Raw genomic sequence first — 24,057 nt, forward strand, 5'->3', positions numbered from 1 at the left:
GCTTCCATGTCCGCTGTTCCCCGCTTTCACGACCTCACCGTCGCCCGCGTCAACCCCGAAGCGGCTGGCTCGGTGGCGATCACGTTCGCCGTGCCGACCGACTTGCAGGAGCGCTTTGCGTTCGAGCCGGGCCAGTTCCTGACGCTGCGCACCACCATCGACGGCCAGGACGTGCGCCGCAACTACTCGATCTGCTCCACGCGCAGCCGCTTTGGCAGCCACGGCGAGCTGGAGGTGGGCATCCGCCCGATGGACGGCGGCGTGTTTTCCAACTGGGCCGCGACGCAGCTGAAGGCGGGCGACACGCTGGCCGTGATGCCGCCGGACGGGCGCTTCACCATCCGCAAGCCGCGCGCGCTGCACCGCGTGGGCTTTGCGGCGGGCTCGGGCATCACGCCGATCCTGAGCATCATCGCCAGCACGATGGAAGAGAGCGAGCACGCCAAGTTCACCCTGGTGTACGGCAACCGCCGCATGTCCAGCGTGATGTTCAACGAGGCCCTGCAGGACCTCAAGGACAAGTACAAGAACCGGCTGACGCTGATCCACGTGCTGTCGCGCCAGGCGCAGGAAGTGCCCATGCTCGAAGGCCGCATCGACGGCGCCAAGGTGCAGCAGCTGATCGACACCCTGCTGCCCGCCAAGAGCATGGACGAAGTCTTCGTCTGCGGCCCCGAGGCGATGATCGACGCCGTCGAAGCGGCCCTCCAGACCGCTGGCGTGCCTGCCGACCGCATCTACAGCGAGCGCTTCACCTCGCCCACGCTGGAAGCGCTGACGCCCGACGCGCGCCGCGCCGCCGTGCAGCAGGCCGACCCGGAAGCCCCCGCCGGCCAGGTGCAGCTGACCGTGGTCATCGACGGCAAACCCCACGAGATGGCCATGCGCACCGACCAGCACGTGCTGGACGTGGCGTTGTCGGCCGGCCTGGACCTGCCCTATTCCTGCAAAGCCGGCGTGTGCTGCACCTGCCGCGCCAAGGTGCTGGAAGGCGAAGTCGTCATGGACAAGAACTTCACCCTGGAAGACGACGAGATGGCGCAGGGCTTCGTGCTCAGCTGTCAGGCGCGTCCGGTGGGCGACAAGCTGATCATCAGCTACGACGAGCGCTGACGCACGTTGCTTGCGTGGTCGACGATCGCCGCAAATGACAACAAAAAAGGCGCCGATGGCGCCTTTTTTTGTGGCTTGAGGGTTCTTGAAGAAGCCGATGCGCCCTGCAGAGGGTCTGCGGCGCGGCTGCCTTATTCGCCGGCCGAGGCGCTGGTGGCGATCATCTCGCCATCGCGACTCGCGGGCAGGACTTCGCGCAGGACGACGGCGTCGTGGCCGCGCGACTTCAAGCCGAGCGCGCTGGCGGCGGCCTTGCTCAGATCGAGGATACGGCCCTTGGCGTACGGTCCGCGGTCGTTGATGCGCACGACCACGTCCTTGCCGGTGCGCGGGTTGTGCACCACCACGCGCGTGCCAAACGGCAGCGTCTTGTGCGCCGCCGTCAGCTCGTACATGTCGAACTTTTCGCCGTTGGCGGTGGTGCGGCCGTGAAAGCCGGGGCCGTACCAGGACGCCATGCCCTTTTGCAGGTCGCGGCCGGCGCGCACCAGCTTGGCCACGCGCGCTTTGGGCGACAGCGAGGCGCGGGTTTCAACAGCGTCTGGTTTGGCCTCGGCCTCGGCGTCCGTGGGCGGCTCGGCATCGCGTGTCCCCAGACGGGTCTTGAAACCTGAATAGTTGGAGCAACGCATGTCGTGCACGGCCTTGGCCGACGAGCAAGGTTCAGACAGAGGAGTGGAAGTATTCAGGCTTACCGTTTGGGCCGAAAGCGGCCCGGCTGCCAACCACAATGCGCCGATCCACAGCATTCGGCCAGTTGGCAAACGGCTTGCACTTCCCGAAGCCGGCTCGTCGCTTGCGCGCTCGCCGGGAGAGGTGTCCCGTAACATGGGGTCGGATTTTAAGTGGCCCGGGACGGTTTTGGGGGTGTCAATTCGTCACGGAAGCGTCACTTGGACACAAAACTCTAGAAAAGCGGGGCCGCATCCTACGTTTGGTTATGAAGAAACGTGGGCGTGCGCCAGGGTTATCGCGATCTTTTCTCTAGTCTTTTTGCCACTTGGCCCTACAGCCACCTGCGCAGGCAGCTACGTTATCCATAGTTCCTACCGTGCGTGCGCCCCATCTTGGTGAACCGAGGCCTGGCTCCTTGCCGCGTCGCATCCCGCACTTTGCCCAAGTGCGGTTGCCCCGATCCGGACGACGGCAAGGTCGCCACCGCCGCATCGGTGCGCAGCAAGCTCACGTCGGCGAAACGTCTGCTCTCTAAACAGTATCTGCCTTACGCCTTACAACCACCTGCGCAGGCAGCTATGTTTTCAGAAGCAGGCGGACGGCGTGACCGCCTCAGGCCACGCCCAGGCGCCGCAGCACTTCCAGCGTGCCGACCGACTGGTTCAGCGTGTAGAAGTGCAGGCTGGGCGCGCCGCCGGCCTGCAGGCGCTGGCACAGGGCGGTGACCACGTCGGCACCAAAGTCCTTGATGGCGGCGCTGTCGTCGCCAAAGCTTTCCAGGCGCTGGCGGATCCAGCGCGGCACTTCGGCGCCGCAGGCGTCGGAAAAGCGCAGCAGCTGCGTGGAATTGGTGATCGGCATGATGCCGGGCACGACCGGCGTGTCGATGCCGCGGCGGCGCAGCTCGTCCACCAGGCGGAAGTAGCCGTCGGCGTTGAAGAAATACTGCGTGATGCCGACGTCAGCGCCCGCCTGCACCTTGGCGATGAAGGCGTCCAGGTCGGTCTGCGGCGAGCGCGCCTGCGGGTGCATTTCCGGGTAGGCGGCCACGGCCAACTGGAAGTGGTCGCCCGTTTCCGCGCGGATGAAGGCGACCAGGTCGCTGGCGTAGCGGAATTCGCCGCCCAGGCCGTAGCCGCTGGGCAAATCGCCGCGCAGCGCCACGATGCGGCGCACGCCGGCCTCGCGGTACCTGGCCAGGCGCTGGCGGATGCTGTCGTGCGTCTGGCCGATGCACGACAGGTGCGGCACGCCGGCATGGCCTTCGGCCAGGATCTCGCGCACCGTGTCCAGCGTGCCTTCCTGCGTGGAGCCGCCAGCGCCAAAGGTGACCGAGCAGAACTCGGGCGCCAGCGCGTACAGCTTGCTGCGCACGGCGCGCAGCTTCTCGGCGCCTTCAGGCGTTTTGGGCGGAAAGAATTCGAGGCTGAGCGATGAAGAGGTGGTCATGCTGCGGATCACGTTTCGGGTCAAACGGCCGCCGCGTGGCGGGCGTGGATGAAGAATTCGCGGTTGCCGTCACCGCCCTCGATCGGACTGGGCAACCAGGCCACGGTGTGCAGACCGGCGTCGACACAGGCCTGGCGCAGGCGCTGCTCGACCACGGCGTACAGCGCGCTGTCGCGCACCACGCCGCCCTTACCGATCTGGCCGGGCTGCAGCTCGAACTGCGGTTTGACCAGCAACAGCAGGTCGCCCTGCGGCGACAGCAGCGGCACCAGCGCGGGCAGCACCAGCGTGAGCGAAATAAACGACAGATCGCCGACGATAAGATCAAATTGCGCGGGGATGACGGTGTGCTTGTGCTCGCGCCGGCGGCGGCGCACGGTGGGCAGCTCGCCCGCGGCGCGCGCCTTCACCTTGGCCGCCCGCTCGGCCTTGAAGGCTTCGATCTCGTGTTCCTGGGCGTCGTCGCTGTCGTCGTAGTCGTCGTCGATCAGGCCGCCGTTGCGCATCCAGGCGTACGGCGCATCGGGCTGCGTGTGGTTGTCGTCGGGCTCGGCCTCGGCGCGCTCGCTCAGCGCTTCTTCGACCGCGTCGTGCAACGTGTCCGGGGTCAGGTGGCGCGCGTTCAAGCCCTCCACCGCGATCACGCGCGGGTCGGCGCGCAGGCGTTCGTGCAGTTGCGCTTGACCCACGTCCACACCCACGACCTGCGCGGCGCCCTGCTGCAGCAGGCAATCGGTGAAGCCGCCGGTGCTCTGGCCCACGTCCAGGCAGTGCTGCCCCACCACGGCGATGCCGCTGGCGGCCAGCGCGCCTTCCAGCTTCAGCCCGCCGCGCGACAGGTACTTGGCTTCGGCCGCGTCCAGCAACTGCACCTCGGCCCCGGCCGGGATGTCGTCACCGTTCTTGGCGACCGCATGCCACGGCAAGGTCGGCGCCAAACGCCATTGCACGCCCGCCGCGATCAGCCGCTGCGCCTGCGAACGGGTGGCGGCATGCCCGCCTTCGACCAGGAAAACATCTGCGCGCATCGCGCCCGTCCTTTTTTTTGAAGCCGCCATCAGGCGGCTCAGGGGGTGTCAATACCGATACGTATCGGGCTTGTACGGCCCATCCACGGACACGCCGATGTACGCCGCCTGGTCCTTGGTCAGCTTGGTCAGTTGCGCGCCCAGCTTGGACAGCTGCAGGCGGGCGACCTTCTCGTCCAGGTGCTTGGGCAGCACGTAGACCTTGCCCACCTGGTATTCCTTGGGCTTGGTGAACAGCTCGATCTGCGCGATGGTCTGGTTGGCGAACGACGACGACATCACATAGCTCGGGTGGCCCGTGCCGCAACCCAGGTTCACCAAGCGGCCCTTGGCCAACAGGATGATGCGCTTGGCGGGCTTCTTGCCTTCCTTGGGGAAGATCACATGGTCCACCTGCGGCTTGATCTCTTCCCACTTGCAGTTCTTTTCGAGCGAGGCAACGTCGATCTCGTTGTCGAAGTGACCGATGTTGCAGACGATGGCCTGGTCCTTCATGGCCGCCATGTGCTCGTAGCGGATCACGTCCTTGTTGCCGGTGGTGGTCACGAAGATGTCGGCTAGTGGCGCGGCGTACTCCATCGTCACCACACGGTAGCCTTCCATCGCGGCCTGCAGCGCGTTGATGGGGTCGATCTCGGTCACCCACACCTGCGCCGACAGCGCGCGCAGCGCCTGGGCCGAGCCCTTGCCCACGTCGCCGTAGCCGGCCACCACGGCGACCTTGCCGGCGATCATCACGTCGGTGGCGCGCTTGATGCCGTCCACCAGCGATTCGCGGCAGCCGTACAGGTTGTCGAACTTGCTCTTGGTGACCGAATCGTTCACGTTGATGGCGCGCACCTTCAGCGTGCCCTTGGCCGACATCTCGTTCAGGCGGTGCACGCCCGTGGTGGTTTCTTCCGTCACGCCGACGATGTGCTTCAGGCGGCGGCTGTACCAGGTCGGGTCTTCCTTGAGCTTGGCCTTGATGGCGGCGTGGATGATCTTTTCTTCCTCGCTCTTGGCGCGGCCCAGCACCTTGATGTCCTTCTCGGCCGCGGCACCCAGGTGCATCAGCAGCGTGGCGTCGCCGCCATCGTCCAGGATCATGTTCGGGCCTTCCTGGGGCGTGCCCTTCTTGCCGCTGAACTCAAAGATCCGGTGCGTGTAGTCCCAGTAGTCCTCCAGCGACTCGCCCTTGATCGCGAACACCGGCGTGCCCGTGGCCGCGATGGCCGCGGCGGCGTGGTCCTGCGTCGAGAAGATGTTGCACGACGCCCATCGCACTTCGGCGCCCAGCGCCTGCAGCGTCTCGATCAGCACCGCGGTCTGGATCGTCATGTGCAGCGAACCCGTGATGCGCGCGCCCTTGAGCGGCTGCTTCTTCGCGAATTCGTCACGGATGGCCATCAGGCCGGGCATCTCGGTCTCGGCGACCGCGATTTCCTTGCGGCCCCAGCCGGCCAGGCTGATGTCGGCAATGGCCGAATCGGCCGCGGGGTTCTTCACAGGGGATTTCATCAGGTGGCTCCAATGCACAGGCATTTCAAAAAACCACTGATGGAAGGAAGCACTCACCCTGCACGATCAGTGGGTGAGCGTCGTTGCCGTTGTCAGGTGTCCGAGCCTCACGCCCGGCCAGTTGGCAGACGCTGCAACGCTCCTCGGATAGGGCGAAATTATACCGAGTGCCCTGCTGCGGCGCAGCAAACGCCCAGGTCTGCGAAAATCGCGGGCTGCCTGGAGTCTGCCCCGTGTCATCGCCCTACGTCTCTGAAGTCCGCCGCCGCCGCACCTTTGCCATCATTTCCCACCCCGACGCCGGCAAAACGACGCTGACGGAAAAGCTGCTGCTGTTCTCGGGTGCGATCCAGATCGCCGGCGCTGTCAAGGGCCGCAAGGCCAGCCGCCACGCCACCTCCGACTGGATGGAGATCGAGAAGCAGCGCGGCATCTCGGTCGCGTCGTCGGTGATGCAGATGAGCTACCGCGACCACGTCATCAACCTGCTGGACACGCCCGGCCATAAGGACTTCTCGGAAGACACTTACCGCGTGCTCACGGCCGTGGACTCGGCGCTGATGGTGATCGATGCCGCCAACGGGGTGGAGGCGCAGACGCGCCGGCTGATCGAGGTCTGCCGCCAGCGCGACACGCCCATCATCACCTTCGTCAACAAGATGGACCGCGAGGTGCGCGACCCGCTGGACATCATGGACGAGGTGGAACGCGAGCTGGGCATGCCCTGCTGCCCGATCACCTGGCCGGTCGGCCAGGGCAAGAGCTTCGGCGGCATCATCAACCTGCGCACGAAAAGCATGACGGTGTTCGCCGCCGGAAGCGAAAAACGCCCGCAGGACTTCGAAGTGATCCCTCTCAGCGAAGGCGACAAGCTGCGCGCCCGTTTCGGCCAAGCCTTTGACGACGCGCTGGAGAGCATGGAGCTGGCCGTGGGCGCCTCGGCCGAATGGGACCACGAAGCGTTTCTGGCGGGCAAGCTGACGCCGGTGTTCTTCGGCTCGGGCGTGAACAACTTCGGGGTGATGGAGGTGCTGGACGCGGTGGTCGACATGTCGCCGCCGCCGGGTGCGCGCATCGCCTACACCGAGGTCAACCGCCAGCGCGAAGAAAAAACCATTCACCCTGACGACAGCGGCTTTGCCGGCGTGGTGTTCAAGGTGCAGGCTAACATGGACGCCAACCACCGCGACCGCATCGCCTTCGTGCGCGTGGCCAGCGGCAAGTACACGCCCGGCATGAAGATGAAGGTGCAGCGCACCGCCAAGGAACTGCGCCCGACCAGCGTCGTCACCTTCATGTCGCAGCGGCGCGAAGCGGTGGACGAGGCGTACGCGGGCGACATCATCGGCTTCACCATCCACGGCGGCGTGCAGTTGGGCGACTCGATCACCGACGGCCCTGCGCTGCAGTTCACCGGCCTGCCCTTCTTCGCGCCCGAAATGTTCATGACGGTGGTGCTGAAGAACCCGCTGCGCACCAAGCAGCTGCAGCAGGGCCTGATGCAGTTGGGTGAAGAAGGCGCGATCCAGGTCTTCAAGCCCGACGCTGGCGGCAACATGCTGCTGGGCGCCGTGGGTCAGCTGCAGTTCGAAGTGGTGCAGCACCGCCTGAAGACCGAATACGACTGCGAGATCCGCCTGGAAGGCTGCCAGTACACCGGCGCGCGCTGGATCACGGCCGACACGCCGGCCGAGTTGCGCGAGTTTGAAAACGCCTACCCGCTGCGGCTGGCGCACGACGCGGCCGACACCCTGGCCTTCCTGTGCACCAGCCCGTACGACGTGCGCCTGGCGCAGGAGCGCTTTCCCAAGATCCACTTCCACCCGCTGCGCGAGCACGCGGGCCTGAGCCTGCAGAACAGCTGACCGCGGCCGCGCAGCCGGCATTTTGTCTGGCGCGTGGTCCTGATTTGATAGCTGCTTGCGCTTATCTGAAGCTGGCTAGAGGCTTATTTGCCTCACAACCACCGCGTCATGTGGCCCGCGCGTCGACGGGCAGCGTGAGGCCCTCCTTGATCTCCTCCATCACCACGTAGCTGTTGCTCTGCGCCGGCACGGGGATTTTCTGCAGGAGCTGGGCGAGCAGCTCGCGGTATTCGCTCATCGCCGACAGGCGCATCTTGATCAGGTAGTCGAAGCGGCCGGACACCAAGTGGCACTCCAGCACGCGGGGTTCGTGCATGAGCTCATTGCGCAGCTTCTCGAACAGCTCGCCCGACTTGGACGACAGCGTCAGCTCGACAAACACCAGCAGCGGCCGCCCCAGCTTGGCCGGGTCGATCCGGGCGTGGTAGCCGGTGATGACGCCTTCGCGCTCCAGCCGGCGCACGCGCTCGGTGACGGGCGAGGTGGACAGACCCACCTGCTGCGCCAGCTCGGTCATGGGCAGCCGACCGTCGCGCTGCAGGGTATCGAGGATGCGGCGATCGGTGCGGTCAAGCGCGCTGGGTGGCATGGTTTGCTGTGCAGGGGTATCTAGCAGCGAAAGGCGAAGCAATAATCACTTTAATCATTTCATATTTCAGTGATTTTTACTGGCGTCATCTTCATACAGTCTTATCTTCACTGCAAGTGGTGCAGTGCCTTGGGTGGAGACGGTCATGAAAGTCATTGTTCTGGGCGGCGGCGTGGTCGGTGTCACCACCGCGTACTACCTGGCGCGCGGCGGCGCTCAGGTGACCGTGATCGAGCGCCAGGAAGGCCCGGCGCTGGAAACCAGCTTCGCCAACGCGGGCCAGGTGTCGCCCGGCTATTCCACACCCTGGGCCGCGCCGGGCATCCCGGTCAAGGCGCTGAAATGGATGCTGCAGCGCCACGCGCCGCTGGCCATCCGCGCCGACGGCAGCCTGTTCCAGCTGCAGTGGATGACGCAGATGCTGAAAAACTGCACCAGCACGCGCTACGCCGTCAACAAGGAGCGCATGACGCGCGTCGCCGAATACAGCCGCGACTGCCTGCGCCAGCTGCGTGCCGATACGGGCATCGAGTACGACCAACGCACGCTTGGCACCCTTCAGGTATTTCGCACCGCCAAACAACTGGCTGCCGCACAGAACGACATCGCCGTGCTGCGCGAGTGCGAAGTGCCGTTTCGCGAACTGCGCGCCGACGAGCTCCCCGACATCGAACCCGCTCTGGCCCACGCGCAAGGTCTGGTCGGCGGTCTGCACCTGCCGGGCGACGAGACTGGCGATTGCCACCAGTTCACCAAACAGCTGGCCGCGCTGGCGCGCGCTGCCGGCGTCGAATTCCGCTTCGGCACGGCGGTGCAGCGCCTGATCACCCAGGGCCGCCACGTGACCGGTGTGCAACTCGGTCAACCCGGTGCCGCCGATGGCGAAACGCTGGAGGCCGACCGCGTCGTGGTCGCGCTGGGCTGCGCCTCGCGCCAGCTGCTGACCACGCTGGGACTGAATCTGCCGGTGTATCCGGTCAAAGGGTATTCGCTCACGGTGCCGATCGTCCACGAGACGCTCGCGCCAGTTTCGACGGTGATGGACGAGACGTACAAGGTCGCCGTCACGCGCCTGGGCGAGCACATCCGTGTCGGCGGTATGGCCGAACTGGCCGGGCACGACCTGCGCCTGAACCCGCGCCGCCGTGAAACCCTGGAAATGGTCACGCACGGTCTGTTCGCCGGTGCCGGCGATTTGCCCGACGCCAGCTTCTGGACCGGCCTGCGCCCCATGACGCCCGACGGCACGCCCGTGCTGGGCCGCGCGCCGGGCTGGGACAACCTGCTGGTCAACACCGGCCACGGCACCCTGGGCTGGACCATGGCCTGCGGCAGCGGCAAGCTCGTCGCCGACCTGACGCTGGGCCGCACGCCGGACATCCGCACCGAAGGGCTGGGACTGGATCGCTATACCAACGATAGCTGGTCGCGCCCGAATGACGGGCGCCAGAGCCCGATTCATGCCTGAATGACTGGCACGCCAACGACAAAGGCCCCTTGCGGGGCCTTTTGTCTTTGTGGAGGAGAAATACCTCTTAGCGGCTCGACGGAAAGCTGAACACTGAGCCTTCGCGCACACCTGCGCTGGGCCAGCGCTGCGTGATGGTCTTGCGCTTGGTGTAGAAACGCACGGCGTCGGGGCCGTAGGCGTGCAGGTCGCCGAACAGGCTGCGCTTCCAGCCGCCGAACGAGTGGTAAGCCACGGGCACGGGCAGCGGCACGTTCACGCCGACCATGCCGACCTGGATGTGGTCGGTGAAGTAGCGCGCGGCCTCGCCGTCGCGGGTGAAGATGCAGGTGCCGTTGCCGTATTCGTGGTCGTTGATCAGTTGCATGGCTTCCTGCAGCGTCTTGACGCGCACGATGCCCAGCACCGGGCCGAAGATTTCTTCCTGGTAGATCACCATGCCGGGCTTGACCTGGTCGAACAGGCAGGGGCCGAGGAAGTAGCCGTCGGCGTGGCCTTCGACCTTCAGCCCGCGGCCGTCCACCAGCAGCTTGGCGCCTTCCTTCACGCCCTGGTCGACGTAGCCCTTCACCTTGTCGAAGTGCGCCTTGGTCACCAGAGGGCCCATGTCGTTGCCGTTGTCGGTGCCGGGGCCGACCTTCATCTTGGCGATCTCGGCCGACAGGCCGGCGATCATCTGCTCGGCCACTTCGTCGCCCACGGCCACGACTAGTGGCACGGCCATGCAGCGCTCGCCGCAGCTGCCGTAGGCCGCGCCCATCATGGCGTTGACGGCGTTGGCGATGTCGGCGTCGGGCATCACCACGGCGTGGTTCTTGGCGCCGCCCAGGGCCTGCACGCGCTTGCCATGCTTGCTGCCTTCGCTGTAGATGTACTCGGCGATCGGCGTGGAGCCGACAAAGCTCACCGCCTTGACGCGCGCGTCGCGCAGCAGCGTGTCGACGGCTTCCTTGTCGCCGTTGACCACGTTCAGCACGCCCGGCGGCAAGCCGGCCTTCACCGCCAATTCGGCGATGAACAGCGCGCTGGACGGGTCGCGTTCAGACGGCTTGAGCACGAAGGTGTTGCCGCAGGCCACGGCCATCGGCCACATCCACAGCGGCACCATGGCCGGGAAGTTGAAGGGCGTGATGCCCGCCGTGACGCCCAGCGCCTGGTGCTCGGCCCAGCTGTCGATGTTGGGGCCCACGTTGCGGCTGTGCTCACCCTTGAGCAGCTCGGGCGCGTAGCTGGCGTATTCCACGTTCTCGATGCCGCGCTGCAGCTCGCCGTGCGCGTCGTTCAGCACCTTGCCGTGTTCGGCGGTGATCAGCGCGGCGATCTCGTCGGCGTGCTCTTCCAGCAGCACCTTGAGCTTGCTCATGACGCGCGCGCGTTTCAGCGGCGGCGTGTTGCGCCACTCGGGGAAGGCCTTCTCGGCGCTGGCAGTTGCCTGCTCCACCGTCGCCTGGCTGGCCAGGGCCACATGGCCGCTGACCTGGCCGGTGGCGGGGTTGAACACCGGCTGGGTGCGCGCCGTGTCGTTGACGCGCTGCCCATCGATCAGGTGGCCGATGGTTTGGGTCACGGATTTGTCGTTGTTCATGTCGATCCTCAATAAAAAATGGCTGCCGCCCGCACCCCATGGGCGCGGCCAGCTATGAAAAAACGAGTTACGCGGCCGACGCCGCCACAGGCGACGTGGCCAGCGCTTCGTTCAGATGGCCCATCGCGCGGCTCACGTACTCGTCCTTCTCGCCCACCGGCGCGAAGTAGTGCAGCACCTCGCGCGCCGCGTCCACGCCCTTCAGGCGGGCGATGAACCACGCCGACAGGTACTGCGCCGACAGGCAGCCCCCGGCCGTCGCCAGGTTGCCGCGCGCGACCAGGGGCGCGCCCAGCAAACGCACGCCCGCGTCGGCCACCCAGGGGTGGCTGGTCAGGTCGGTGGTGGCCGGTTGCTGGCCCAGCAGGCCGAGCTTGGCCATCAGGAAGGTGCCAGAGCACTGCGCGCCGATGAGCTGCGCGGCCGGGTCCAGCCGCAGCTGGCCCATGATCGTCGGGTTGGCCGCGACCTCGCGCGTTTTCATGCCGCTGCCGATCAGCACGGCGTCGGCTTCGTTGGCTTCGGTCAGGTCGACCTGCGCCTCGATCGTCAGCCCGTTCATCGACGCCACGCGCGGCGCCGGGCTGGCGATGGACACGCGCCAGTTGGCGTCGCCGCGCAGCGCGATGCGGCCCAGCATGCCGTAGGCGATGAGCGAGTCCAGCTCGTTGAAGCCGTCGAAGGTGAGGATGACGATGTGCATGGTGTTTTGAACAAAATCCGGCTCCAGCGCTGGATGGACCAGCGCTGGCAGCTATCAAAACAAGAGCTTTAGGCCGTCGCCTCCAGCGCGTCGCCCAACGCGCCGATCAGGCGGTCGATCTCGGCCTTCTCGCTGATGAAGGGCGGCGCCAGCTGAATCGTGTCTCCGCCGTAGCGCACATAGAAGCCAGCCTTCCAGCAGTGCATGGCGATCTCGTACGGGCGCTTGGCGGGCTCGCCCGGCGCCGGTGCGATCGTCAGGCCAGCCGCCAGGCCGATGTTGCGGATGTCGAGCACGTGCTTGGCACCCTTCAGGCTGTGCACGGCCGCTTCAAAGTGCGGCGCCAGGGCCTTGACGCGCGCCGGGCCGTCTTCGGCTTCCAGCAAATCCAGCGCAGCCAGCGCGGCGGCGCAGGCGACCGGGTGCGCGCTGTAGGTGTAGCCGTGAGCGAACTCCAGCATGTAGTCCGGGCCGCCAGCGGCCATGAAGGTGTCGTAGATGCCCTTGCTGGCCACCACGCCGCCCAGCGGCTGCACGCCGTTGGTGACCTGCTTGGCGAAGGTCATGATGTCGGGCACCACGCCGAAGAAGTCGGCGCCCATCATCGTGCCGCAGCGGCCAAAGCCGGTGATGACCTCGTCAAAGATCAACAGGATATCGTGCTGCGTGCAGATCTCGCGGAGGCGCTCGAGGTAGCCCACCGGGGGCACCACCACGCCGCCCGAGCCGCTGAAGGGCTCGACGATGACGGCGGCGATGTTGCTCGCGTCGTGCAGGGCGATCACGTCCAGCAGCTTGTCGGCCAGCGCACGGCCGCCTTCGGTCGGCTGGCCCTTGACGAAGCTGCCCAGGGCGGGCTGCGTGTGCGGCAGGTGATCGGCCGCAACGCCCTGGCCGTACAACTTGCGGTTGCCGACCATGCCGCCGACCGAGATGCCGCCGAAGTTGACGCCGTGGTAACCCTTCTCGCGGCCCACCAGCAACTGCTTGCCGCCCTGCCCTTTCAGGCGCCAGTAGGCGCGCGCCATTTTCAGCGCGGTGTCGGCGGCTTCGGAGCCGCTGGCGGTGAAGAACACATAGTCCAGACCGGCGGGCGTGAGGCCCTTGATGCGGTTGGCCAGCTCGAACGACAGCGGGTGGCCGAACTGGAAGCCGGGCGAATAGTCGAGCTTGGCGGCCTGCTTGCCCACGGCTTCGGCGATCTCGCGGCGGCCATGGCCCAGGCCGGTGCACCACAGGCCGGACAGGCCGTCGAATACCTTGCGGCCCGTGCTGTCCACGTAGTAGCTGCCTTGCGCGTCCGTGATGATGCGCGGGTCGCGCTTGAACTGGCGGTTGGCGGTGAACGGCATCCAGTGCGCGTCGAGCCAGGCGGCGTCGTGGCGGGTGGTGCTTTCAGCGGTTTGGGGGGCGGTGGTCACGCTCATGGGGGTCTCCTTGGGTCACGCTTGAAGGCCACGCACGCGCGCAGCCCATGGGGCGGATTGTGGGCCGGGTATTTATTGGGTTAAATACGCAGATATCCAAGTTTGGTTAGCAATTCATGAAAGTATCCAAAGCGGCCGCGCCGCGCGCCCGCGCCGTGCTCGGCCAGGTCAGCGACATGGACCTGCGCCTGCTGCAGGTGTTCAAGGCGGTGGTCGAATGCGGCGGCCTGTCGGCGGCCGAGCTGGAGCTGAACATCGGCACCAGCACCGTCAGCCGCCACGTCAAGGACCTGGAGACGCGCCTGGGTCTGACGCTCTGCCGACGCGGCCGCGCGGGCTTCGCCGTCACCGCCGAAGGCCAGCGCGTGTACGACGAAACGCTGCGCCTGCTGGCCGCCGTGGACGGCTTTCGTGCGGGCGTGGACGACATCCACCAGCGCATGGGCGGCCAACTGGCCGTGGCCGTGTTCGACAAGACCGCCAGCAACCCGCACGCGCAGATCCACCAGGCCATCGCGCGCTTTGCCCAGGCCGCGCCCGATGTGCGGCTGAATCTGCACGTGAGCAGCATCCAGGCGATCGAGCGCGGGGTGATGGACGGCAGCTTCGCCGTGGGCGTGATTCCCGAACACCGCGCCTCGGCCACGCTGCGCTACGACCGCCTGTTCGACGAAACCATGTACCTGTACTGCGGCCAGACGCACCCGCTGTTCGCGGCGGGCGACGATGCGCTGGACTGGGCACAGTTGCGCCGCCGCGGCGACTTCGCCGGTCTGGGTTACCACTCGCCCAACATGGAGTTGGCGCACGCCGAACGGCTGACGCGCAAGGCCACCGGTTTCGAGCAGGAGGCGATTGCCACGCTGATCCTGTCGGGCCAGTTCATCGGATTTCTGCCCGACCACTACGCCGACAGCTTCGTGCAGCATGGGCAGATGCGCGCGGTGCGCCCGGCGTTGCTGCACTACCGCTGCGAATTCGTCAGCGTGCTGCGCCGCTCACCGCAGCCGTCGCGCGCGGCATTGGCGTTTCATGCGGCCTTGCTGGCGGCTCACGGCGCGACGTGAGAAGCCGCGCTGGCTGACGGCCCTGCTTGAAGAAAATGTGCCGCCACGCCTACATGCACCTGCGCAGCCAGCTATCAACAAGGTAGCAAAAAGGGCATCCTGGGAGGCCCTTTTTTTTGATGCGCCCGGCGCCTCAGCTGCCGGCCTTGATCACGCCACAGGCCAGGCGCGGGCCGGCGTTGCCCACCGGCTGCGCGTTCACGTCGTCCGGGTCGCGGTGCACGATGACGGCCTTGCCGATGATGCTGTCGGGCCCGCGCAGCTTCAGCGATTCGCTGTTGAACGACACCTTGGCGGTGCCGCTGGCGTCGGCCATCAGTTGCGGCATGTCGCCCACGTGGTGCTTGGCGCCGTCCCAGGCGCCGTGCGGCTGATTGGTCGGGTTGTAGTGGCTGCCGGCGCTGGTGAAGTCGGGCTTGGAGCAGTCGCCCTTTTCATGCACGTGGAAGGCGTGCGGCGCGTTGGGCTTGAGGCCGGTGATGGTGCCGTTGACGCTGACGATGCCACGCACTTCCGAGAAGTTGAGCGTGCCCTGCACCGGCGACTGCGGGTTGGGCTGTGGCTCGCCGCCCGAGGCGGAACTGAGCTGCACCGACGCCACGGTGCGCGGGTTGTTGCCGCCGTCGCCCGCGGGCTTGGACGCGCAGGCCGCCAGCGCGGTCGCGGCGGCAACCAGGGACACGCCAGTCAGGCGGCGCAAGGTGGTGGGGTTCATGGGTTTCCTCCAGAAAAGAAAGGCTGTGCGCAGCGGCCGGGCGCGGTGGCCCGGCCTGAACCCCGCATCCTAGGCACGGCGGCGCAGCAGCGCGTGTAGGAGAACCGCGCCAAACGTGGCGGTGCCGATGCCGCCCAGGGTGAAGCTGCCGAATTTCAGCGTGAAATCGCCCGTGCCCAGCACCAGCGTGATGGCGGCCACCAGCAGGTTCACCGGGTTGGTGAAATCGACCTTGTTGTCAACCCAGATCTTGGCGCCGGCCATGGTGATCAGGCCGAACACAACTATCGACACGCCGCCCATCACCGGCAGCGGAATGGCCTGGATCAGCGCGCCGAACTTGGGCGAGAAGCCCAGCACCAGCGCCATCAGCGCGGCCACCACGAACACGGCGGTGGAATAGATGCGCGTGGCGGCCATCACGCCGATGTTTTCGGCGTACGTCGTCTGGCCGGTGCCGCCGGCGGCGCCGCTGACCATGGTGGCCACGCCGTCGCCGATGAAGGCGCGCCCGATGTAGGGGTCGAGGTTGCGGCCGGTCATGGCCGTGACGGCTTTCAGGTGGCCCAGGTTTTCCGCCACCAGGATCAGCGCCACCGGCGCGATCAGCAGCATGGCGTTGCCGTCGAACACCGGCGCGGTGAACTTGGGCAAGCCGATCCAGGGCGCTGCGGCGATGCCCGAAAAGTCCATCGGTTTGCCCAGGCCCATGCCGTTGGTCAGCACCAGGTAGATCACGGTGGCCAGACCGAGGCCGACCAGGATCAGCAGGCGCTGCACCATGCCCTTGGTGAACACCGCCACCAGCGCCACGCAGATGAAGGTGACCAGTTGCATCCAGCTGTCGAAGTTGCTGGCCGCCATGTTCTTGATGGGGATGCCGGCCAGGTTGAGGCCGATCACCGCGACCACGGCGCCGGTGACGACGGGCGGCATCATCTTTTCGATCCAGCCCGTGCCCACGGCCTGCACGATGGCGCCGATCAGCGCGTACAGCGCCCCGCAGGCGATGATGGCGCCCAGCGCCACCGCGATGTTGGCGTTGGGCCCTTTGCCCGCGTACGCAGTGGCGGCGATCACCACGCCGATGAAGGCGAAGGACGAGCCCAGGTAGCTGGGCACCTTGCCGCCTGTGATGAAGTAGAAGATGAGCGTGCCGATGCCGCTCATGAAGATGGCGAGGTTGGGGTCAAACCCCATCAGGATCGGCGCCAGCACCGTGGCGCCGAACATGGCGATGACGTGCTGCACGCCCATCGCAAAGGTCTGCGGCCAGGGCAGCCGCTCGTCCGGCCCGATGACGCCGCCGTTTGCCAGCGCCGCGGTCGGACGCTCCTTCCACTGAAACAGACTCATCTTCCCACCTCGCTCATTGGCTTTGTCGATGGGCGGCAATGGTAGAGCAGGCGGGCCGCCTTGGCGGGGGTTTTTTCAGCCGATGGGCCAGCAGCGCGGCGTCCTGGTCGACCCGTCACTGCGTGTTATCTGCTATCATATCGATAGCTTTTAGCGCAGACTTATGTAGGGCCGGATGCCTATTTCATCCTCAATGGCAGAGCATGCCAACGCACACCCGACCGCGCGATCACACCCGGCCGAAGGCCCAGCCGCTGGCCGCCTGCGTCCCCTCGACCTGGTCGATCAGGCGCAGCAACGGCGTCAACTCGCGGTAGCGCCCGGCCGTGTGGCGGATGTAGGCGACGAAGCGCGGCGCGTCGGCCAGGTATTTGGGCTTGCCGTCGCGCAGCGTCAGGCGGGCAAAGATGCCGGCCACTTTCAGGTGGCGCTGCAGCCCCATCCACTCCACGGCGCGCCAGAAGCTGCCGAAGTCGCTGTGCCAGTCCTCGAAATCCATCAAGCCGGCCTTGCGCGCGCGCTCCCAGTAGCGCACGGTGATGTCGATCACGAATTCCTCGTCCCAGGTGAGGAAGGCGTCGCGCATGAGGCTGGCGATGTCGTAGGTCAGCGGGCCGTAGACGGCGTCCTGGAAATCCAGCACGCCTAACGCGACACCCTCAGCGGCGGCCCCTGCCGGCACACCCCCAGCGTTTGGGGGCACCGTCTCGCCGCCGCCCGGCCGCCCGAAGGCGGCGAGAGCCCCCTCGGGGGGCAGCGCAGCAGGCGAAGCCGCGTAGCGTGGGGGCACCATCAGATTCCTCGGCATGAAGTCGCGGTGCACGTACACGCTGGGCGCCGCCAGGTTGCGCGCGACGATCAGCTCAAAAGTCTTGTCCAGCGTCTCGCGCAGGGCGCCCTCGACGGCCACACCACGGTGCTGGCTCAGGTACCAGTCCGGGAACAGTGCCAGCTCGCGCCGCAACAGGGCTTCGTCGTACGGCGGCAGCACGCCGGGGCGGCTGGCCTGTTGCCAGGGCAGCAGCACATCCAATGCGGCTTCGTACAGCGGACGGGCGGCCTCGGGCGCGTCGGCGCTCACGTCCTCGATCATGGTGCGCGAGCCCAGGTCGGACAGCAGCATGAACCCATGGGCCTCATCCCAGGCCAGCACCTCCGGCGCGTGCAGGCCGGCATCGCGCATCAACGCCGCCACCCGCACGAAGGGGGCGCTGTTTTCCTTGTCCGGCGGCGCATCCATGACGATGCGGCTGCCACCGTCCAGCGTGTCCACGCGCAGGTAACGGCGAAAGCTGGCGTCGGCCGAGGCGATGCGCACGCTGTCCGGGCGCAAGCGCTGTGCGGCGGCCAGGCCCCCGAGCCACCCATCGAAGGCGGCATGGCGCTCGGCGTCCGACCAAGGCAGGGGCAACGGTGTGTCACGGGCTGTGACAGCGTCGGCAGCAGAAGGAATGTGAGGGGGCGCGGCGCTCATGGATAATCGATTCTACAAACCGCGTCCCCTCGGGGCATGCCCGTTTCGACATTCCGCAGTGCAGGTACCCCCGCTTCTCTCCAACCGCCCTCCCGCACGTCCTCTCGCCCGACCGTCCGGTCTGCGGCCAGTGGCCGCGGGCGTGCTGGCCCTGCTGGCCAGTGCGGCGCTGGCTCAACCCAGCCCGACCGATCCCGCTCACACGCCCGCGTCGGACGCGCCGCTCACCCTGCACGCCAGCCCGATGCTTTCCGAATCCGTGCCCGAACGCAGCGGTCAGGCCAGCATCATCTATGGCGAACACATCAGTGGCCGGCCCGACCTGGAAACCGTGATCGAAGGCGACGCCGAGTTGCGCCAGCCCGGCTTCGTGCTGCGCAGCAACCGTCTGACCTACGACCAGACCACCGACGTGGTCACCGCCAACGGCGATGTGCGCATCAACTCGCGCGGTGACCGCTTCACCGGCGTCGAGGGGCAAATCCAGGTCGATGCGTTCGAAGGCTTCGTGCTGCAACCGACCTACCAGTTGCTGGCCAACGGTGGCCACGGTCAGGGCGAGAGGCTGGAACTGCTCGACCGTGACCGCGCCACGGTGCTGTCGGCCGACTACACCACCTGCCGGCGCGGCGGCCCGGACTGGATGCCCGACTGGATCCTGCGTGCCAACCGGCTCGAGCTGGACCAGGAAGACCAGGTCGGCCGCGCGGAAGGCGCGGTGCTGGAGTTCAAGGGCCAGCCCATCCTGCCGCTGCCCTCCATGAGCTTCCCGCTCAGCGACCAGCGCAAATCCGGCTGGCTGCCCGCCACCGTGGGGCTGGACAACAAGAGCGGCCTGAACCTGACGCTGCCCTACTACTGGAACATCGCGCCCAACCGCGACGCCACCATCACGCCCGATGTCATGCTGCGCCGCGGCGTCGACGTGGGCGGCGAGTTCCGCTACCTCGAGAACAACTACAGCGGCATCGTCAATGCGCACTACATGCCCAACGACAAGCTGCGCGACCGTGACCGCTGGGGTTACTTCGTGCGCCACAACGGGCTGTACGACACCGGCATCTCGCCGATCGGTGGCGTCGGCCTGGGCCTGAGCCTCAACCGGGTGAGCGACAACAACCACTGGCGCGACTTCACGCGCAAGGGCCTGTCGCTGACCACCCGCCTGCTGGCCAACGACGGCAGCCTGAGCTGGTCCAAGGGCGACTTTGCCTTGAGTGCGCGGGCACTGAAGTGGCAGACGCTGCAGGACGTGACCGCGCCCATCGTCCCGCCCTACGATCGCCTGCCGCAGCTGACCGGCCGCTGGGCCAAGGTCAACGACCGCGGCTTCGACTATTCGGTCGAGGCGGACTACACCCGCTTTCGGGCCGACCGCCTGCTGACCAATCAGCCCAACGCCGACCGCAGCTACCTGTGGGGCCAGCTGTCGCGCCCGTTCCTGCGTTCCTGGGGCTTCTTCACGCCCAAGGTGCAACTCCATTCGGCACACTACAAGTTTGATGGTGGTCTGGTCGGCGGCGCCAACTCGGCCAGTCGCACCGTGCCCACGGTGAGCCTGGACGGCGGCCTGGTGTTCGAGCGCGACGCAAGCTATTTCGGCCGCGCCTTCCGCCAGACGCTGGAGCCGCGGCTGATGTACGTGTACACGCCCTACCGCAACCAGAATCTGATCCCGAATTACGACACCGGGCCGTACGACTTCAACTTCGCGACCATCTGGTCGGAAAACGCCTTCGCCGGCCATGACCGGGTGGTCGACAACAACCTGGTCACGGCCGGACTGACCACGCGCCTGCTCGACCCCGAAACCGGTGCCGAAGCGATCCGCCTGGGCGTAGCCCAGCGCTACCGCTTCTCGCCCCAGCAGGTCGTGCTGCCGGGCGGCAAACCGTATGCGCGCGGCCTGTCCGACCTGATGCTGGGCGCCTCGATCAACTGGAACCCCCAGTGGTCGTTCGACACGGTCGTTCAGTACAACCCCGACACGCACCGCAGCACGCGCACCACCGTGCATGCCCGCTATTCGCCGGGTAAGTTCCGCACCCTGAGCGTGGCCTACCGCAACCAGCGCGACCTGCTGAGCGAATCGGTGGACGTGGGCTGGCAATGGCCGCTGGGCGATCTGGTTGGCCGGCGCGGCGAACTTGGCACCACCACGTCCGGTGGCGGCGGCAGCTGCAACGGGCGCTGGTATGGCGTTGGCCGCCTCAACTACAGCCTGCGCGACAAGAAACTGGTGGACGCCGTGGTCGGCCTCGAGTACGACGCAGGCTGCTGGATTGGCCGGATCGTCTTCGAGAAGCTCACCAGTTCGGTCACCTCGTCCACCAAGCGCATCATGTTCCAGCTGGAATTCGTCGGGCTGTCCAGACTGGGCACCAACCCGCTGCGCTCGCTGCGCAACAACATCCCGGGCTATCAGTACCTGCGCCAGGAAACCTCCACCCCGAGCCGGTTCACCGCCTATGACTAAGACCTCCCGCTCTTTCCGCCTTCAGCGCCTCGCGGCACGGGCCACGCTGCCGCTGCTCTGTGCCGCGCTGGCGATTCCCGCGCATGCCCAGTCGACTGACTCGGCAAGCAGCAACAAGGGCAAGACCCAGCGCGCGGCGCCGAAGGCCGCTGCCAAGCCCGCGCCCAAGCGGGCGGCCAAGCCAGCCGCCAAAGCCGCGAAGAAGCCCGCCACAAGCAAGCCCGCTGTAACGCCTGCCAAGCCCGCACCCGCCGCCAGCAGCCCTGCCGCGGCTGGGGCGACGCCCGCAGCAGCCGCAGCCACAACCAGCGCCGCCCCGCGCGAAGCCGACTACATCGTCGCCGTGGTCAACAGCGAGCCCGTCACCAACAACGAGGTCCGAGCACGTGCCGCGCGCGCCGCACAACAGCTGAGCGAACGCGGCGTTCCCACGCCGCCAACCGCCGACTTGCGCAAGGAAGTGTTGGAGCGCCTGATCTCCGAGCGCGCCCAGTTGCAGTACGCGCGCGAGACCGGCATCAAGGTGGACGACGCAGCACTGGAGCAGGCCGAACTGGCCATCGCCCGCCAGAATGAACTGAAAAGCATCGACGAACTGCACCGCCAGGTGCAGCAGCAGATGGGCATCACGGTAAAGGATTTCCGTGACGACATACGCAACCAGGTCACGCTGGCGCGTCTGCGCGAGCGCGAGGTCGAACCCAAGCTCAAGGTCACCGACTCCGAGGTCGACGCCTTCATCCGCGAGCAGACCGGCGTGCGCGCGCCAGGTCAGGACATCAACCTGGCGATGATCCTGGTGGCCGTGCCCGAAGGCGCGAATGCTGCCGAGCGCACCAAGCTGCAGCAGCGAGCCGACGACGTGGCGCGCCGCGCCAAAGCGGGCGAGGACTTCGCCAAGCTGGCCACCGAGTTCTCCGACGCCAACAACCGCGGCCGCGACGGTGGCGTGCTGGGCCTGCGCTCGGCCGACAAGTACCCTGAGCTGTTCGTGCGCGCCACGCAGCGTTCGCGCATCGGCGACATCGTCGGTCCGCTGAAGTCGGACGCCGGCTTTCACGTGATCAAGGTGCTTGAGCGCAAGCGCAACAACGATCTGCCCGAAGTGCGGATCCCGCAGACGCACGCACATCACATCCTGCTCAAGGTGGGCGCGAACCAGAGCGAGCGGGTCGCGCGCGACCGTGCCGCCGACATGCGCCGCCGCATCCTGGCCAAGCAGGCCGACTTCGAAACCGTGGCGCGTGAAAACTCGCAGGACGAAAGCGCGGCCGAAGGGGGCGATCTGGGCTGGGTCAGCCCCGGCCAGTTCGTGCCCGAGTTTGAGCAGGCGATGAACAACCTGGACCCAGGGCAGATCAGCCCACCGATCGTCACCCGCTTTGGCGTGCACCTGATCCGCGTGGACGAACGCACCGAGCGCACGCTCTCGTCGGACGAGCAGCGCCAGTTGGCACGCAACATGCTGCGCGAGAAAAAGGCGCAGGAATCGTTCGACACCTGGGCTCGTGAAGTGCGCGGCCGGGCGTATGTGGAATACCGCGACCCGCCACGGTGATCCAGGAACACCCCCCTGAGCGGCTGCGCCGCTTCCCCCCGCTCTCTGCGCGCTGCGCGCTTCGGGCAGAGGGACAACGCCAGTGCGCGGCGCAGGTCCGCGCACGGCGTTCGCTGGTGCGGCCTGCTCCGCGGTCGCCGGCTCGGTGGAATGCCACACGGTGCCGGGCTTTTGCGAGCCCCTGGCAGCCACACGGATTGATCGGCGGCGTCACCGGCTCGCCCGCGCCATGAAACACATCGCGCGCAAGCGTTTCGGCCAGCACTTCCTGTCTGACCCGGCGATCATCGACGCGATCGTGCGCGCGATCGATCCGCGGCCGGGGGACGCGATGGTGGAAATCGGCCCCGGTCTGGCGGCGCTGACGCAGCCGCTGGTGGAGCGCCTGGGCGCGCTGACGGTGATCGAGCTGGACCGCGATCTGGCGGCGCGGTTGCGCGCGCACCCGCAGCTGCGCGTGATCGAATCTGACGTGCTAAAAGTGGATTTCGCCCAAGTCCAGCCAGCGCAGCCAGCTACGAAATTAAGAGTCGTCGGCAACCTGCCCTACAACATCTCCACGCCCATCCTGTTCCACCTGCTGCCCTTTGCCGGGCTGGTGCAGGACCAGCACTTTATGCTGCAAAAGGAAGTGATCGACCGCATGGTGGCCACGCCGTCGACGTCGGACTACAGCCGCCTGTCGGTCATGCTGCAGTGGCGCTACGCGATGGAGAACGTGCTGTTCGTGCCGCCCGAAGCGTTCGATCCGCCGCCCAAGGTCGATTCGGCCGTGGTGCGAATGCTGCCGCGCGACCATTTCGAAGCGCTCGACGTTGACGCCTTCTCGCAACTCGTGCAGACCGCCTTCAGCCAGCGCCGCAAGCTGCTGCGCCACTCGCTCGGCAAATGGCTGGACGCGCGCGGGTTTGCCGGCCACTTTGACGTGCAGCGCCGTGCCGAAGAGGTGCCGGTGGGCGAATACATCTCACTGGCGCAGGCGCTGCAGGGCGGCGCCTGAGCGCGCCGCGCGGGTCTGCCGCGCACTGCCGAATACTATCTTTTTGCTAGCTGGCCGCGCAGATTGCCGTAGGGCCGACGGCCGAAAAGGCATTGCATCGCCAGCCAGCATGGTGACGCGCCAACGCGGCGCGCCTGTCCCTCAGCACTGGCTGAAATCGGGCTTTCTTTTCTGCATGAACGCCGTCATCGCTTCGCGCGCGGCGGGCTCACCCAGCATGCGGCGGAAGTGGGCGCCTTCTTCGTCCATGCGCTCAATCACGGCCTGCTGCTGACCGCCCTTCATCAACTGCTTGGTCGTGATCAGGCTGCTGAGCGGCTTGGCGGCGAGCTTCAGCGCCTGCTCACGTGCGAAGCGGTTGCACTCGCTGGGCGGCAGCACGCGGTTGACCAGGCCGACCTCTAGCGCAGCTTCGGCCATGAAGGGCTCACCCAGCAGCAGCGCTTCGGCCGCGCGGTGGTAGCCGAACATCTGAGGCACCAGCAGGCTGGACGCGGCTTCCGGGCACAGGCCGAGGTTGACGAAGGGCATGGAGAACGCGGCGTTGTCGCCCGCGTAGACCAGGTCGCAATGGAACAGCATGGTGGTGCCCACGCCCACCGCCGGGCCGCACACGGCGGCCACCAGCGGTTTGGGCAGCGTGGCGATGGCGCGCAGGAAGCGGAACACCGGCGAATCCGTGCCGGCCGGCGTGTTCTTCAGGAAATCCTCCAGGTCGTTGCCGGCCGAGAACACGGTCTCGTGCCCCTGGACCAGCACCACGCGCACCGCGTCGTGGGTGGCTGCACCTTCGATGGCGGTGGCCAGCGCGTCGTACATGGCGACGTGGATAGAGTTCTTGCGCTCGACGCGGTTGAAGGTGAGCGTGAGCACGCCGGCTTCTTGGTGAATGAGGATGTCGGACATACGAATTGCGTGGGTTGGGGTGAACGGAAAAAAATATTGCGCTACAAATTACGGAGCTGCCCGCGCAATCCCATCTAGGGCCACAGGCAATTTTGGCTTGAAG

The 24,057-nt window shown here is 66.8% G+C and carries 19 protein-coding genes and 1 riboswitch; of the genes, 7 read left to right on the forward strand and 12 right to left on the reverse strand.

What is annotated here, in order from left to right; genetic code table 11:
* The first annotated feature begins 6 nt into the window (after positions 1-6).
* Complete coding sequence (paaE, locus tag FVQ98_RS02790; protein ID WP_147911904.1) at positions 7-1,113, forward strand: 1,2-phenylacetyl-CoA epoxidase subunit PaaE; 1,107 nt, start codon at positions 7-9, stop codon at positions 1,111-1,113.
* Between the two features lie 131 nt (positions 1,114-1,244).
* On the opposite strand, the gene FVQ98_RS02795 is transcribed toward paaE, so the two are convergent.
* From FVQ98_RS02795 to ahcY, 4 genes are all read right to left on the reverse strand, one after another.
* On the reverse strand, positions 1,245-1,745 hold the full coding sequence (locus FVQ98_RS02795; RefSeq protein ID WP_255507597.1) for a septal ring lytic transglycosylase RlpA family protein: 501 nt from the start codon (positions 1,743-1,745) through the stop codon (positions 1,245-1,247).
* Positions 1,746-2,400: 655 nt separating this feature from the next.
* A complete protein-coding gene (gene metF, locus FVQ98_RS02800; protein ID WP_147911906.1) occupies positions 2,401-3,237 on the reverse strand; it encodes a methylenetetrahydrofolate reductase [NAD(P)H] in 837 nt (278 codons plus the stop codon).
* A gap of 20 nt (positions 3,238-3,257) precedes the next feature.
* Positions 3,258-4,265 (reverse strand): TlyA family RNA methyltransferase, encoded by a 1,008-nt coding sequence (locus FVQ98_RS02805; protein ID WP_147911907.1) that lies wholly within the window; start codon positions 4,263-4,265, stop codon positions 3,258-3,260.
* Positions 4,266-4,313: 48 nt separating this feature from the next.
* Positions 4,314-5,765 carry an adenosylhomocysteinase gene (ahcY, locus tag FVQ98_RS02810; RefSeq protein WP_147911908.1) on the reverse strand — a complete coding sequence of 484 codons (1,452 nt, stop codon included), beginning with the start codon at positions 5,763-5,765 and terminating at the stop codon, positions 4,314-4,316.
* A gap of 68 nt (positions 5,766-5,833) precedes the next feature.
* Positions 5,834-5,916: riboswitch (S-adenosyl-L-homocysteine riboswitch) on the reverse strand.
* An 82-nt stretch (positions 5,917-5,998) separates the two neighbouring features.
* Between ahcY and FVQ98_RS02815 the strand changes: the two genes are divergently transcribed.
* Positions 5,999-7,630 (forward strand): peptide chain release factor 3, encoded by a 1,632-nt coding sequence (locus FVQ98_RS02815; RefSeq protein ID WP_147911909.1) that lies wholly within the window; start codon positions 5,999-6,001, stop codon positions 7,628-7,630.
* A 106-nt stretch (positions 7,631-7,736) separates the two neighbouring features.
* On the opposite strand, the gene FVQ98_RS02820 is transcribed toward FVQ98_RS02815, so the two are convergent.
* The gene (locus FVQ98_RS02820; RefSeq protein WP_147911910.1) at positions 7,737-8,219 is read right to left on the reverse strand and encodes a winged helix-turn-helix transcriptional regulator; all 483 of its coding nucleotides are present in this window, start codon (positions 8,217-8,219) and stop codon (positions 7,737-7,739) included.
* Positions 8,220-8,364: 145 nt separating this feature from the next.
* Between FVQ98_RS02820 and FVQ98_RS02825 the strand changes: the two genes are divergently transcribed.
* Positions 8,365-9,687 carry a D-amino acid dehydrogenase gene (locus FVQ98_RS02825; RefSeq protein WP_147911911.1) on the forward strand — a complete coding sequence of 441 codons (1,323 nt, stop codon included), beginning with the start codon at positions 8,365-8,367 and terminating at the stop codon, positions 9,685-9,687.
* Positions 9,688-9,754: 67 nt separating this feature from the next.
* On the opposite strand, the gene FVQ98_RS02830 is transcribed toward FVQ98_RS02825, so the two are convergent.
* The 3 genes from FVQ98_RS02830 to FVQ98_RS02840 form a co-directional block, all read right to left on the reverse strand.
* Entirely contained in the window at positions 9,755-11,272 is a 1,518-nt protein-coding gene (locus tag FVQ98_RS02830; protein ID WP_147911912.1) for a CoA-acylating methylmalonate-semialdehyde dehydrogenase, read from the reverse strand.
* Between the two features lie 67 nt (positions 11,273-11,339).
* Positions 11,340-11,975, reverse strand: a complete 636-nt coding sequence (locus FVQ98_RS02835; protein WP_147911913.1) for a DJ-1/PfpI family protein — start codon at positions 11,973-11,975, stop codon at positions 11,340-11,342.
* A 68-nt stretch (positions 11,976-12,043) separates the two neighbouring features.
* Positions 12,044-13,402, reverse strand: a complete 1,359-nt coding sequence (locus FVQ98_RS02840; RefSeq protein WP_147911914.1) for an omega-aminotransferase AptA — start codon at positions 13,400-13,402, stop codon at positions 12,044-12,046.
* A gap of 116 nt (positions 13,403-13,518) precedes the next feature.
* Here FVQ98_RS02840 and FVQ98_RS02845 point away from each other — a divergent pair, with 116 nt between their 5' ends.
* The gene (locus FVQ98_RS02845) at positions 13,519-14,469 is read left to right on the forward strand and encodes a LysR family transcriptional regulator (protein WP_147911915.1); all 951 of its coding nucleotides are present in this window, start codon (positions 13,519-13,521) and stop codon (positions 14,467-14,469) included.
* A gap of 133 nt (positions 14,470-14,602) precedes the next feature.
* Here FVQ98_RS02845 and FVQ98_RS02850 read toward each other — a convergent pair whose 3' ends face one another.
* From FVQ98_RS02850 to FVQ98_RS02860, 3 genes are all read right to left on the reverse strand, one after another.
* Positions 14,603-15,184 carry a superoxide dismutase family protein gene (locus FVQ98_RS02850; RefSeq protein WP_147911916.1) on the reverse strand — a complete coding sequence of 194 codons (582 nt, stop codon included), beginning with the start codon at positions 15,182-15,184 and terminating at the stop codon, positions 14,603-14,605.
* 69 nt (positions 15,185-15,253) lie between these two features.
* On the reverse strand, positions 15,254-16,540 hold the full coding sequence (locus FVQ98_RS02855) for a solute carrier family 23 protein (RefSeq protein WP_147911917.1): 1,287 nt from the start codon (positions 16,538-16,540) through the stop codon (positions 15,254-15,256).
* Positions 16,541-16,769: 229 nt separating this feature from the next.
* Entirely contained in the window at positions 16,770-18,014 is a 1,245-nt protein-coding gene (locus FVQ98_RS02860) for an aminoglycoside phosphotransferase family protein (protein WP_147911918.1), read from the reverse strand.
* Here FVQ98_RS02860 and FVQ98_RS02865 point away from each other — a divergent pair.
* The 3 genes from FVQ98_RS02865 (at position 18,013) to rsmA (ending at position 23,048) form a co-directional block, all read left to right on the forward strand.
* Entirely contained in the window at positions 18,013-20,490 is a 2,478-nt protein-coding gene (locus tag FVQ98_RS02865) for an LPS-assembly protein LptD (RefSeq protein WP_147911919.1), read from the forward strand. The two genes, FVQ98_RS02860 and FVQ98_RS02865, sit on opposite strands and share 2 nt — an antisense overlap.
* Positions 20,483-22,048 carry a peptidylprolyl isomerase gene (locus tag FVQ98_RS02870; RefSeq protein WP_147911920.1) on the forward strand — a complete coding sequence of 522 codons (1,566 nt, stop codon included), beginning with the start codon at positions 20,483-20,485 and terminating at the stop codon, positions 22,046-22,048. The genes FVQ98_RS02865 and FVQ98_RS02870 overlap by 8 nt, the downstream gene beginning before the upstream one ends.
* A gap of 229 nt (positions 22,049-22,277) precedes the next feature.
* A complete protein-coding gene (gene rsmA / locus FVQ98_RS02875; RefSeq protein ID WP_147911921.1) occupies positions 22,278-23,048 on the forward strand; it encodes a 16S rRNA (adenine(1518)-N(6)/adenine(1519)-N(6))-dimethyltransferase RsmA in 771 nt (256 codons plus the stop codon).
* A gap of 141 nt (positions 23,049-23,189) precedes the next feature.
* On the opposite strand, the gene FVQ98_RS02880 is transcribed toward rsmA, so the two are convergent.
* Entirely contained in the window at positions 23,190-23,954 is a 765-nt protein-coding gene (locus FVQ98_RS02880; RefSeq protein ID WP_147911922.1) for an enoyl-CoA hydratase, read from the reverse strand.
* Positions 23,955-24,057 lie beyond the last annotated feature (103 nt).

Source organism: Ottowia flava, from assembly GCF_008017535.1.
Taxonomy (GTDB): domain Bacteria; phylum Pseudomonadota; class Gammaproteobacteria; order Burkholderiales; family Burkholderiaceae_C; genus Ottowia; species Ottowia flava.

What these genes read in the sequence shown, in the direction of transcription:
- FVQ98_RS02880 (WP_147911922.1), bottom strand. Translation starts at nt 23,954, where the DNA reads ATGTCCGACATCCTCATTCACCAAGAAGCCGGCGTGCTCACGCTCACC.
- FVQ98_RS02825 (WP_147911911.1), top strand. Translation starts at nt 8,365, where the DNA reads ATGAAAGTCATTGTTCTGGGCGGCGGCGTGGTCGGTGTCACCACCGCG.
- FVQ98_RS02845 (WP_147911915.1), top strand. Translation starts at nt 13,519, where the DNA reads ATGAAAGTATCCAAAGCGGCCGCGCCGCGCGCCCGCGCCGTGCTCGGC.
- FVQ98_RS02795 (WP_255507597.1), bottom strand. Translation starts at nt 1,745, where the DNA reads ATGCGTTGCTCCAACTATTCAGGTTTCAAGACCCGTCTGGGGACACGC.
- paaE (WP_147911904.1), top strand. Translation starts at nt 7, where the DNA reads ATGTCCGCTGTTCCCCGCTTTCACGACCTCACCGTCGCCCGCGTCAAC.
- FVQ98_RS02820 (WP_147911910.1), bottom strand. Translation starts at nt 8,219, where the DNA reads ATGCCACCCAGCGCGCTTGACCGCACCGATCGCCGCATCCTCGATACC.
- FVQ98_RS02860 (WP_147911918.1), bottom strand. Translation starts at nt 18,014, where the DNA reads ATGAGCGCCGCGCCCCCTCACATTCCTTCTGCTGCCGACGCTGTCACA.
- FVQ98_RS02865 (WP_147911919.1), top strand. Translation starts at nt 18,013, where the DNA reads ATGGATAATCGATTCTACAAACCGCGTCCCCTCGGGGCATGCCCGTTT.
- FVQ98_RS02870 (WP_147911920.1), top strand. Translation starts at nt 20,483, where the DNA reads ATGACTAAGACCTCCCGCTCTTTCCGCCTTCAGCGCCTCGCGGCACGG.
- FVQ98_RS02830 (WP_147911912.1), bottom strand. Translation starts at nt 11,272, where the DNA reads ATGAACAACGACAAATCCGTGACCCAAACCATCGGCCACCTGATCGAT.
- ahcY (WP_147911908.1), bottom strand. Translation starts at nt 5,765, where the DNA reads ATGAAATCCCCTGTGAAGAACCCCGCGGCCGATTCGGCCATTGCCGAC.
- metF (WP_147911906.1), bottom strand. Translation starts at nt 3,237, where the DNA reads ATGACCACCTCTTCATCGCTCAGCCTCGAATTCTTTCCGCCCAAAACG.
- FVQ98_RS02850 (WP_147911916.1), bottom strand. Translation starts at nt 15,184, where the DNA reads ATGAACCCCACCACCTTGCGCCGCCTGACTGGCGTGTCCCTGGTTGCC.
- FVQ98_RS02855 (WP_147911917.1), bottom strand. Translation starts at nt 16,540, where the DNA reads ATGAGTCTGTTTCAGTGGAAGGAGCGTCCGACCGCGGCGCTGGCAAAC.
- FVQ98_RS02840 (WP_147911914.1), bottom strand. Translation starts at nt 13,402, where the DNA reads ATGAGCGTGACCACCGCCCCCCAAACCGCTGAAAGCACCACCCGCCAC.
- FVQ98_RS02835 (WP_147911913.1), bottom strand. Translation starts at nt 11,975, where the DNA reads ATGCACATCGTCATCCTCACCTTCGACGGCTTCAACGAGCTGGACTCG.
- rsmA (WP_147911921.1), top strand. Translation starts at nt 22,278, where the DNA reads ATGAAACACATCGCGCGCAAGCGTTTCGGCCAGCACTTCCTGTCTGAC.
- FVQ98_RS02805 (WP_147911907.1), bottom strand. Translation starts at nt 4,265, where the DNA reads ATGCGCGCAGATGTTTTCCTGGTCGAAGGCGGGCATGCCGCCACCCGT.